The organism is Avibacterium endocarditidis (genome assembly GCF_002921145.1).
GTDB classification, from domain to species: domain Bacteria; phylum Pseudomonadota; class Gammaproteobacteria; order Enterobacterales; family Pasteurellaceae; genus Avibacterium; species Avibacterium endocarditidis.
Genome location: NZ_PQVI01000038.1, coordinates 1 through 10,611, shown reverse-complemented (window position 1 = coordinate 10,611; position 10,611 = coordinate 1). Strand labels below are relative to the sequence as shown.

General features: G+C 40.0%; 8 protein-coding genes and 2 pseudogenes. 6 read left to right on the top strand and 4 right to left on the bottom strand.

The window, feature by feature from the left end:
- Window positions 1–158 precede the first annotated feature (158 nt).
- The 4 genes and pseudogenes from purL to C3Z13_RS03570 all read left to right on the top strand — a co-directional run bounded on the left by purL (window position 159) and on the right by C3Z13_RS03570 (window position 6,588).
- Window positions 159–4,052: a phosphoribosylformylglycinamidine synthase gene (purL, locus tag C3Z13_RS03585; RefSeq protein WP_103855021.1), complete on the top strand. Its 3,894-nt coding sequence runs from the start codon at window positions 159–161 to the stop codon at window positions 4,050–4,052.
- A gap of 80 nt (window positions 4,053–4,132) precedes the next feature.
- Window positions 4,133–4,363, top strand: a complete 231-nt coding sequence (locus tag C3Z13_RS03580; RefSeq protein ID WP_146256861.1) for a hypothetical protein — start codon at window positions 4,133–4,135, stop codon at window positions 4,361–4,363.
- A 620-nt stretch (window positions 4,364–4,983) separates the two neighbouring features.
- On the top strand, window positions 4,984–5,577 hold the full coding sequence (locus tag C3Z13_RS03575) for a hypothetical protein (protein ID WP_103855019.1): 594 nt from the start codon (window positions 4,984–4,986) through the stop codon (window positions 5,575–5,577).
- A gap of 398 nt (window positions 5,578–5,975) precedes the next feature.
- A pseudogene (locus C3Z13_RS03570) lies at window positions 5,976–6,588 on the top strand (IS1595 family transposase).
- Between the two features lie 82 nt (window positions 6,589–6,670).
- Here the strand turns inward: C3Z13_RS03570 and C3Z13_RS12140 are convergent.
- A pseudogene (locus C3Z13_RS12140) lies at window positions 6,671–6,965 on the bottom strand (IS1595 family transposase); the annotation flags it as partial.
- Window positions 6,966–7,167: 202 nt separating this feature from the next.
- On the opposite strand from C3Z13_RS12140, the gene C3Z13_RS03560 reads away from it, so the two are divergent.
- Window positions 7,168–7,704 (top strand): NADPH-dependent FMN reductase, encoded by a 537-nt coding sequence (locus C3Z13_RS03560; protein WP_181022004.1) that lies wholly within the window; start codon window positions 7,168–7,170, stop codon window positions 7,702–7,704.
- A gap of 29 nt (window positions 7,705–7,733) precedes the next feature.
- Window positions 7,734–8,633 (top strand): pirin family protein, encoded by a 900-nt coding sequence (locus C3Z13_RS03555; protein WP_103855016.1) that lies wholly within the window; start codon window positions 7,734–7,736, stop codon window positions 8,631–8,633.
- Between the two features lie 448 nt (window positions 8,634–9,081).
- On the opposite strand, the gene ybgE is transcribed toward C3Z13_RS03555, so the two are convergent.
- The 3 genes from ybgE to cydB all read right to left on the bottom strand — a co-directional run.
- Window positions 9,082–9,384 carry a cyd operon protein YbgE gene (ybgE, locus tag C3Z13_RS03550; protein WP_103853712.1) on the bottom strand — a complete coding sequence of 101 codons (303 nt, stop codon included), beginning with the start codon at window positions 9,382–9,384 and terminating at the stop codon, window positions 9,082–9,084.
- A gap of 4 nt (window positions 9,385–9,388) precedes the next feature.
- Complete coding sequence (locus C3Z13_RS03545) at window positions 9,389–9,487, bottom strand: cytochrome bd oxidase small subunit, CydX/CbdX family (protein ID WP_103853713.1); 99 nt, start codon at window positions 9,485–9,487, stop codon at window positions 9,389–9,391.
- An 11-nt stretch (window positions 9,488–9,498) separates the two neighbouring features.
- The coding region (gene cydB, locus C3Z13_RS03540) for a cytochrome d ubiquinol oxidase subunit II (RefSeq protein WP_103855015.1) at window positions 9,499–10,611 on the bottom strand (1,113 nt) is incomplete at its 5' end.

The window sequence follows — 10,611 nt, the reverse complement described above, 5'->3', positions numbered from 1 at the left end:
AGTGCGGTTGTTTTTTCACTATTTTTTTATTCATGAAAAATACACTACTTTTTAACCGCTCTTTTCTTTATCGTTAGTTTTACGCAAACGTTTTCGTTTTGCGCGAAATTCTTTTATAATAGGCGAGTTTTTTATTCATCTAACCAATGGTAAAGTCTATGTTACAGATTTTTCGTGGCTCACCAGCCCTTTCCCCATTCCGTTTAAATCAACTTTCTCTTCGCTTCCAACAAGCTCAGCTTCCCGTTAAATTCTGTTATGCCGAATATGTGCATTTTGCCGAGCTAAGCGAAGCCCTTAATGCGTTGGAAGAACAAGAATTAACCCAATTATTGCATTACGGCCCAACTTTGGCTCAGCACGAGCCAAAAGGAGAATGCTTTATCGTGATTCCACGAGTGGGGACGATTTCTTCTTGGTCATCAAAAGCCACGGACATTGCACACAACTGCGGTTTAAATAAAGTGGTGCGTTTAGAGCGTGGGTTGGCGTTTTATTTTGAGTTAGAACGTGCGTTAAATGAGAAAGAGCAGGCTCAACTCATTAGCCATATTTATGACCGAATGATGGAAACGGTGATCCGCACGCCACAAGAAGCGGAAATCTTATTCCAACATCAAGTGCCGAAAGCCTTTACCCGAGTAGATATTTTAAACGGTGGTCGCCAAGCCCTAGAACAAGCCAATGTGGAATTGGGTTTAGCGTTGGCAGAAGATGAAATTGATTATTTGCTGGAAAATTTCACCGCACTTGGACGTAATCCAACGGATGTGGAACTTTATATGTTCGCCCAAGCCAATTCAGAGCATTGTCGCCACAAAATTTTTAATGCCGATTGGATCATTGATGGCGAAAAGCAAGAAAAATCCCTGTTTAAAATGATCAAAAATACCTTTGAGAAAACCCCTGATTATGTGCTTTCTGCTTATAAAGATAACGCAGCGGTAATGGAAGGTTCAAAGGTTGGGCGCTTTTTCCCTGATCAAGATGGACAATATCGCTATCATCAAGAAGACGCTCACATTTTAATGAAAGTGGAAACGCACAACCACCCAACCGCCATTTCCCCTTTCCCCGGGGCTGCCACAGGTTCAGGCGGGGAAATCCGTGATGAAGGGGCAACAGGGCGGGGGGCAAAACCGAAAGCGGGTTTGGTGGGCTTTTCGGTGTCGAACCTTATCATTCCTGACTTTGAACAACCTTGGGAAGCTCCGCTATCAAAACCTAATCGCATTGCCTCCGCACTCGACATTATGCTTGAAGCCCCATTAGGCGGTGCGGCATTTAATAATGAATTTGGCCGCCCTGCGTTATTGGGCTATTTCCGCACTTACGAAGAAAAAGTGAACAGTTTCAATGGCGAAGAAGTGCGTGGCTATCACAAGCCTATTATGTTAGCAGGCGGAATTGGGAATATCCGTGCCGAACACGTGCAAAAAGGGGAAATCCCTGTGGGGGCGAAATTGATCGTGCTTGGCGGCCCAGCAATGAATATCGGCTTAGGCGGTGGTGCGGCGTCTTCTATGGCATCAGGCAAATCCAAAGAGGATCTTGATTTTGCCTCCGTGCAACGTGATAACCCCGAAATGGAACGCCGTTGCCAAGAAGTTATCGATCGCTGTTGGCAAATGGGCGATGACAACCCGATTTTATTTATCCACGATGTGGGGGCTGGAGGGCTTTCTAATGCAATGCCTGAGCTAGTACACGATGGCGGACGTGGCGGACGCTTTGAACTGCGTGAAATTTTATGCGATGAGAAAGGAATGTCGCCGTTAGAAATCTGGTGTAACGAATCACAAGAACGCTACGTGCTTGCGGTCGCCCCTGAAAAACTTGCTTTGCTTGAGCAACTTTGTCAGCGTGAACGCGCACCTTTCGCGGTGATTGGAGAAGCCACAGAACAGCAACATCTCACCTTGCACGATGATCATTTTGCCAACGATCCTATCGATCTGCCAATGAATGTGTTATTAGGAAAAACACCGAAAATGACCCGCGATGTGGCATCAGCACAGGTGAATAATCCTGCCGTAGATCAATCTCAAATTCAGCTCAAAGAAGCGTTGCATCGTGTCTTACGCTTGCCTGTGGTGGCGGAAAAGACCTTCTTAATCACCATTGGCGATCGTTCCGTAACGGGAATGGTAGCACGGGATCAAATGGTCGGCCCGTGGCAAATCCCTGTGGCGGATTGTGCGGTTACCACCACCTCTTTAGACAGCTATCACGGTGAAGCAATGGCAATGGGCGAACGTGCGCCTGTGGCATTGTTAGATTTCGCTGCCTCCGCACGCTTAGCGGTTGCGGAAAGCCTAACCAATATTGCCGCAACAGATATTGGTGATATTAAACGCATTAAACTTTCTGCAAACTGGATGTCTGCCGCAGGGCATTCGGGCGAAGATGCTGGGCTTTATGAAGCCGTGAAAGCCGTGGGGGAAGAACTTTGCCCGCAATTAGGCTTGACCATTCCAGTGGGGAAAGATTCAATGTCAATGAAAACCACTTGGCAGGAAAATGGCGAACAAAAATCCGTTACCGCACCGCTTTCCTTAGTTATCAGTGCCTTTGCGCGCGTGGAAGATGTGCGCAAAACCGCTACGCCACAATTACGCACAGATAAAGGCAGCAGCCGTTTATTATTGATTGATTTAGGTGAAGGCAAAAATCGCTTAGGTGCAACGGCATTGGCGCAGGTTTATAAACAATTAGGTGATAAACCCGCAGATGTAGTGAATGTGGAAAGCCTGAAAGGCTTCTTCAATGCAATGCAACAACTGGTGAATGAACAAAAATTGCTCGCCTACCACGACCGCTCCGATGGTGGTTTAATCATCACTCTTGCAGAAATGGCATTTGCGGGGCATTGCGGATTATCGGTGGACATCAGTGCCTTAGGCGATAACGATCTCGCCGTCCTCTTTAATGAAGAAATCGGTGCGGTGATCCAAGTGAAAGAAAGCGATCTCAACGTCGTTCGCCACATTTTTGAACAAAATGGCGTGCTACCGCTGTTGAAAGAACTCGGCACAGTAAACCAAGATGACCAATTTGAAATTACCCGTGGCACAAAAGTGTTATTAAAAGAAACTCGTTCTGAATTGCGTGGCATTTGGGCGGAATTGACCCACAAAATGCAGGCATTGCGTGATAATCCAGAATGTGCCGATCAAGAATTTGCTGCGAAGAAAAATCCAAATGATAAAGGCTTCTCCGTGTCTTTAACTTATGATGTCAATGAAGACATTGCCGCCCCTTATATTGCTACAGGTGTACGTCCACGCATTGCTATTTTACGCGAGCAAGGGGTGAACAGCCATTATGAAATGGCAGCCGCCTTTGACCGAGCAGGTTTTGATGCTATTGATGTGCATATGAGCGATTTACAACAGCAACGTCATCACTTAAAAGACTTCCAAGCCCTTGTTGCTTGTGGTGGTTTCTCTTATGGTGATGTGCTAGGTGCTGGTGGCGGCTGGGCAAAATCTATCCTATTTAACACCGCACTTCGTGATCAATTTGCCACTTTCTTTGAGCGTGAAAGCACCCTTGCCTTAGGGGTATGTAATGGTTGCCAAATGTTGGCGAATTTGGCTGAAATTATCTCAGGAACAGAAGCTTGGCCACGTTTTGTGCGTAACCAATCAGAGCGTTTTGAAGCGCGCGCGGCAATGGTGCGTATCAATGATACAGCGTCTTTATGGTTTAACGGAATGGCAGGCTCTCATATGCCAATCGCGGTTTCGCACGGTGAAGGACGTGTTGAGTTCAAAAACGATCAACAACTTGCGATGCTGCGCGAGCAAAATTTGATTATCGCGCAATATATTGATAATGATCTCAAGTCAACCACTCAATACCCAGCCAACCCGAACGGCTCGATTGACGGCATCACCGCCCTTTCCAACCGCAACGGACGTGTCGCCATAATGATGCCACACCCTGAGCGTGTTTACCGTGCGGTTTCCAACTCGTGGTATCCAGAAGACTGGACAGAAGATGGTGCGTGGATGCGATTGTTCAGAAATGCGAGAGTCGTTTTAAAATAAATAATGAAAGTATTTATTTTTAATGAATCCTGAATTATTTATGGCTTTTATAAGAAACATATAATATGGAGAAAAAATGTATGTCTAATTTGGATATATCAATGCTATCGCTAACAAAGAATGCTTACTTCTATAGATCTAAAGAGCAGGATATTAATCATGTAGAACTTCTTGATTGTGCGAGTAGGAATTGTCAGGAGGGAAAGGGATTTTTAATTGATGAAGTAAAAAAAGAGATTGAAGTGAATGGAAAGTTATATTTATATTCCTTACGTATTTTTCCTTCAGGAAAGAACAGTGTATTTCATTAATAATCAAGATAAAGAAGTAAAATTAGTGATATTATCCATGCCTATATAATATTAATTGAGATAGATAATGTATTAGTAGTGTTGAGTAAAAGTTGCTCTAGTATTTCTAAAATAATTAGATAAAAAGTTTGAGTTATTAAGTAATAACTCTCTTATATCTCAAACGCTGAATATCAGAAGTTATCTTTAAGAATATGACAATATCAGATAAGGCTATAAGAGCTCGATCATATGAAGCAGCTAATCTAAATGGCGTTTTGTCTCTTTATGGAGCAGGAAGATCCATACCATCTCATATAAAAGTCAGACAGGGCTCTTCTATTTCTTATTTTATAATATCTAGCAGTGGAAGAGTTAATGAACTCTCTTCAAAGAGTTAGATTTTACTAGTCTAAATTAATTGGGTTGATACAAGTATTGAAAAATTAAAATGGAACTAACAATGAATTTTTGGATAGTTTTGCTAAAAGAATTGATTTGAATGAAATAATAGAATCAGGTGTAAAACCTAGCTCTATTTTGATTGAAGCTAGTAAGTTGATAGATGCTCTTGACAATAATATTTATTTTTATCGCTCAAAGTCTAGTAAAGTCTATATTAAGGAAAATTTAAAGATAAGTTGGTTCTATATTTAGAGAGAGTTTATGATTTATCTGGGAGAACTGACCCTAAGTTATTTTTGGTAAATGGCTTAGGTAAAAGTGACATATTAAAAATTAATAAGAGAACAATTTCTATAGAGATTAACATACTTAAGCGGTTAAAGATAGAAGAGAATGGGAAAGAGCTTAGCCTTCAGGACTATATTAAAAAGTATACATTATATAGTGTTACATTTACAGATCCCAAGTATATGTACTTCATGGGTTATTGCTTCCAAGATAAATCAGGGATATCTGATATAGATAATATTTTGGATATACTAGTTCCTAAGAATAATTTTACAGTAAAAGGTGAGAAAGAACCTAAAGAAGAGCCCCTAACAGAAAACAGCACACAATTTTCTAGTAATTCTATTTTTGGCTTTGTAGAGAATTTACATCAAGAAGATGATTACATTTTTTGTGATGATTTTGGTGATGAATGGGCTGATCATATAACTATAAATTTAAGAGATAAATCAATTAACTTTATTCATTCGAAATATAATGATGATGTAAGCCTATCGGCAAGTAAGTTACATGACGTTGTTGGACAAGCAATTAAAATATAGGGAATATGTATTTTTCAAGAGATCAATTTATCAATAAGAAATTAAATCCAAAATTTATGAACGTATATACGACATCTAATTCAGTGAGAACTAGCATATCTAGGGTCAGAAAAGGTAATTCAAAAAATTTTGAGTCAGAATTAGATTTATTGCTAAAAAATCATTTCTTATCTAGAAAATGCATATTATGTTGTCCATTTTTATCAAAAAAACAGATATGTGATGAGTTCAGGAAGATAAAACGGGGAGCAACCACAAAAGGAAATATAACACAATTACTATGGATTATATCCTCTTTTTCACATGCGGCAAAAGATATGAATATTATTCCAGTAATTTACTGTAAACCATAATAATTAAAGGCTGTATTAGATTAGCAGTTGCATTGGTCTATAAAAATGAAGATAACTCATTGTAAACTCAAGAAATTTATACAGAAAAACTGCTAGAATTTTTTGGTTTGAAGTAACAACCTGTTCTTGCACAAATTAACTCTAAGTCAACTGCCTTATTTTATCACAAAATCAGGGAGGTGATTAGCCACCATTTAGCTCAAGATGCCAATGAAATGTTTGCAGGTGAAATTGAACTAGATGAAAGCTATTTTGGTGGTAAAAGAAAAGGAAAACAGGGTGAGGCGTGAAGGGTAAAACGGCCGTTTTGGGCATGTTGAAACGAAATGGAAAGTCTATACTGTTATCGTTGGAAACACTAAGAAATACATCTTACCTCCCTGTTATTAAAAGGAAAATCATGCCTGATAGTATTACACCGATTATTATCACAGTTACGATGTGCTAGATGTGAGCGAATTTAAGCATTGCAGAATTAATCACCTATTTTGTCGAAGCAAAAAATCACGTTGATGGGATTGAAAATTTCTGGAACTAGGCTAAAAGAGTGCTAAGAAAATATAACGGAATTGATAAGAAATCCTTTCCGTTATTCTTGAAAGAATGTGAATTTCGGTTTAACTTTAGTACACCAAAAGAGCAGCTAAAAATACTGTGATTTTGGTATGGAGTTTAGGGCTTATCTAATACAGTTCCTTACGATAAGTATCGGTGTAAACAAGCCTATCAGGCTTCATTTATTCCCGAATAATAGGTAATAAGGTGGGTTTGGAACCGCAATGGTATAAAGCTTGCCATTACGCTTGAGAAACTTGAATATTGTTATTTTATTTACTGTGCCACGGCCATGTTTACTTTTGCGAGCACCGTCAAAATAACTTTTATCTGTTTCTATTTCGTCTTCAAACATCTCTAAGTGAAGGCTGCTTTGATAGATGAACAGGAGTAAGAGATGAAAGTAGTATGTCGTAGTCATTTTGTTTACATTACTCAACTTTCCAGTATTCCTTGCTGTAACCTCCGCAACAAAATGATTGTATTTGGTTTATGTTGACTTAGATGATTTTTCTTATGGGGGTATCTTAATCTAAAGTGAGGTTTTAACTGTTATCTAGGACAGCCCATTTTTTATTATTAATTATTAAGAGAAAGATCATTTCTAAAATGCCGATTGTTTGGGATTTCGAGGGGATTTATAATTGGCGAAAATTTCCCCTAACATTTTGAGGTATAAATAATGAACATTGCACTGATTATCGGCAGCCTAAGCCAAAAATCCATTAACCGTAGTGTAGCCAATTATATCGTTTCACAATTTCCAACAGACGTGAATGTACAAGAAGTACGTATTGATGATTTGCCTCTTTATACCCAAGATCGTGATCAGGTGGACGTACCAGAATATGATCGGGTGCGTGAGCAAATTAAAAACGCCGATGCGGTGCTAATTGTTAGCCCTGAGCATAACCGTGCAATGCCTGCCGCGACTAAGAATATCATTGATATTGCTTCTCGTCCTTATGGCCAAAATTTATGGCAAGGCAAGAAAGTGGCGATTGTTACGGCTTCACCAGGCGCTTATGGTGGAATTAATTCTGGTTTGCAAATTCGCCAAAGTTTGCAAAGCATTGGTGCGAATGTACTGACAACTGCAGAAGTATTTTTAAGCAAAGCCAATCAGGCATTGAATGAACAAGGTGAAGTGGCTGATGAACGCACTGCGGGTTTCTTAAGTAAGTTTGCACAAACTTTTATTCAATGGGCGAAAGCATAAGGCAACGAATTAGAGCATAAGGACTGAAAATGAGTGTAGATAAATTAAATGCGATTACTAAAGATGTAGGCGGAATTCCTGTCGCACGCTTGCTACCACAAGCGGGTAAACGTACCATTGGCGCGTGGTGTTTTCTTGATCACGCAGGGCCATCAGAGTTTACTGATGATAATGCAGGCTTACAAGTAGGCGCACACCCACATACTAATTTGCAAACTTTTACTTGGATGCTAGAGGGTGAAGTTTGGCATCAAGACAGCCTTGGTTATCGTCAATTAATTAAGCCAAAACAAGTGAATTTAATGACCGCAGGAACAGGCAATCAGCGTGGTATTAGCCATACGGAACAAACCCCTGAGGGCGTGCATCAGCTTCACGCAGTACAACTTTGGATTGCGCTTCCAATGAATCAAGACATTGAGCCAAATTTTCAACATTATCCTGAATTACCTGAATGGCAAGAAAATGGCGTGAATTACATTTTAACCACAGGTAGCTATCAAGGCAGAACCGCGCCAACTCAGCAATATAGCCCGTTAGTTGGCGTAGATATTCAGTTTCAGCAAGCACAAAGTATCACCATAGAACAACAGCCAAACTTTGAATATGGCGTACTTGTGCTGAAAGGTGAAGTGGAAATTGAAGGACAAGTTTACCAACAAGATCAACTAGTTAGCTTAACGGATTGCCAAGCTCACGAATTCAAAATCAAGGGCGAAGCTGACAGCCATATTATGCTGTTAGGCGGAGAACCATTACCACATAAAACCTTAGTGCGGTGGAATTTCGTGGCAGATAGTCAAGATGCCTTACGCCAAGCGATAGCAGATTGGAATAACGGGCATTCCCGTTTTGGACATATCGATTTAGAAGGTACGCGATTACGCCGCTTAGTCGCCCCTGAAATTCCTACCCGATTAGCCGAATAATGAATTTTTCGTTAAGCCCTTTGCAAAAGGGCTTTGTTTTGAATGAAACATTTGTGAAAAAGCATTAACACAAAGTAGTTTATAGCCTTATAGGCTAAGGCTTTAGACCACATTTTTTGAAATGTGGATCTAAAAAATGCACTTTTTGCTCAAGTTCAAGCATTCAAAAACACGGAGAGAAAAATGGCATTCAGCACTATAAATACAGGCACTGCCATAAGATCATTTCTATCCAGAAGATTAAATCCAGTTCAAATATACAGTTAAACAGAACTATTAACAACTTGCTGATGCTCATCAATGATCTGGATCATTCAAATACACATTGATAAAGCACCAAAATCAACATTAAAATCCGTCTCAAATCAGTGCTTAAATTTGATATGATTTTTTTTCGGTTGAGATTTTGGTGTGATGATATTCTTGGATTTAGAGCACTTTGATGAGATCAATACACGAACGCTGGCAAAAGGAAATGTTGCACTAAGGCAATGATGCCAACGATATAACCAACATAAGGGAAAAATAGCCCTTTCCAAATGGCTGCCCGAATTTCAAACCCAATGCCGTGAATCCATAAAATCACTGTTGCCCACAAAATAAAAATAACCCAAACAGGTGGGGCTGTTCTTAATTGTGTGGCAAACTCATTAATATTAAAGAAAAAGCAAAGGGTTAATGCGATAGCTAAGATCAACGAAAGGGCTCGCCAAGAGCCCTTATTTACTAAATGATATGCTTTATCAATCATTGACTTACTCGTCAAATTTACCTGTTTTTTCAATGCCAATGGTAATCACTGCACTTAGCATTATGGCAAACAAGACACCCACTACCCATAAAACATAAAACATAATTTCGCTCCTTAGTATAATGAGTTTTTGTTGTCTTCGATGAAATCACTGTCCAAACGACCAAACATTTTGATGTATGACCAGATGGTGTAAGACAATAAGATCACCACAAACACTAATGCAAAACCAAGCATTAAGGTTAAGGTTAATTGGCTTGATGTTGAATCCCACATTAATAGGCTCATATCAGGGTGAGAGCTTGATGGCATTACAAATGGGAACATTGCCACGCCACAAGTTAAGATCACGCCAGCCATTGTTAATGATGAGAACAAGAAGGCAAAACCACAGCGGTTTGCTTTCGATGCCAATACATTTAATAACGCACCACCTACCGCTAAAGCAGGGAAGATGAACAATACAGGGGCATCAAAGTAGTTTTTAAACCACGCGCCCGCTTCAACTGCCACTTGTTTTGTTAATGGTGATGAAGGTGCATTGTGATCCACTACGCTAGTTACCACATAGCCATCTTTGAAGTATAACCACACGCCTGCTAATACGAAGGTGATTAAGGTTGCCATTGCGCCAACTTGGGTAATCACTCTTGCACGCTCACGCAATTCAGAAGTGGTTTTTAATTGTAACCACGCACCGCCTTGCGTAATGAGCATTGATAAGCTAATTAAGCCACAAAGTAAGGCAAATGGGTTTAATAATTCAAAGAATGATCCTGTGTAGAAAATTTGGTGCATATCATTGAAATAGAATGGAACACCTTGTAATAGGTTACCAAAGGCCACACCAAATACCACCGATGGCACAAATCCACCAATGAATAAGCCCCAATCCCATAGCTTGCGCCATAATGGATTGTCGATTTTAGCGCGATATTCTAAGCCCACTGGACGGAAGAATAACGCCGCTAACACTAAGATCATTGCAATAAAGAAACCTGAGAATGAAGTTGCATAAACTAATGGCCAAGCTGCAAACATTGCACCGCCAGCAGTTAATAACCACACTTGGTTTCCGTCCCAGTGGGGAGCGATTGAGTTGATCATAATGCGTTTTTCCACTTCTTTTTTACCTGCAAATGGTAATAGTGTTAAAACGCCCATATCAAATCCATCGGTTACTACGAAGCCAATCAGTAATACACCAACGAGAACCCACCAAACAAA

Excerpts from the sequence above, each read along its gene's own strand:
- purL (WP_103855021.1), top strand. The coding sequence starts at position 159 with ATGTTACAGATTTTTCGTGGCTCACCAGCCCTTTCCCCATTCCGTTTA.
- C3Z13_RS03580 (WP_146256861.1), top strand. The coding sequence starts at position 4,133 with ATGTCTAATTTGGATATATCAATGCTATCGCTAACAAAGAATGCTTAC.
- C3Z13_RS03560 (WP_181022004.1), top strand. The coding sequence starts at position 7,168 with ATGAACATTGCACTGATTATCGGCAGCCTAAGCCAAAAATCCATTAAC.
- C3Z13_RS03555 (WP_103855016.1), top strand. The coding sequence starts at position 7,734 with ATGAGTGTAGATAAATTAAATGCGATTACTAAAGATGTAGGCGGAATT.
- ybgE (WP_103853712.1), bottom strand. The coding sequence starts at position 9,384 with ATGATTGATAAAGCATATCATTTAGTAAATAAGGGCTCTTGGCGAGCC.
- C3Z13_RS03545 (WP_103853713.1), bottom strand. The coding sequence starts at position 9,487 with ATGTTTTATGTTTTATGGGTAGTGGGTGTCTTGTTTGCCATAATGCTA.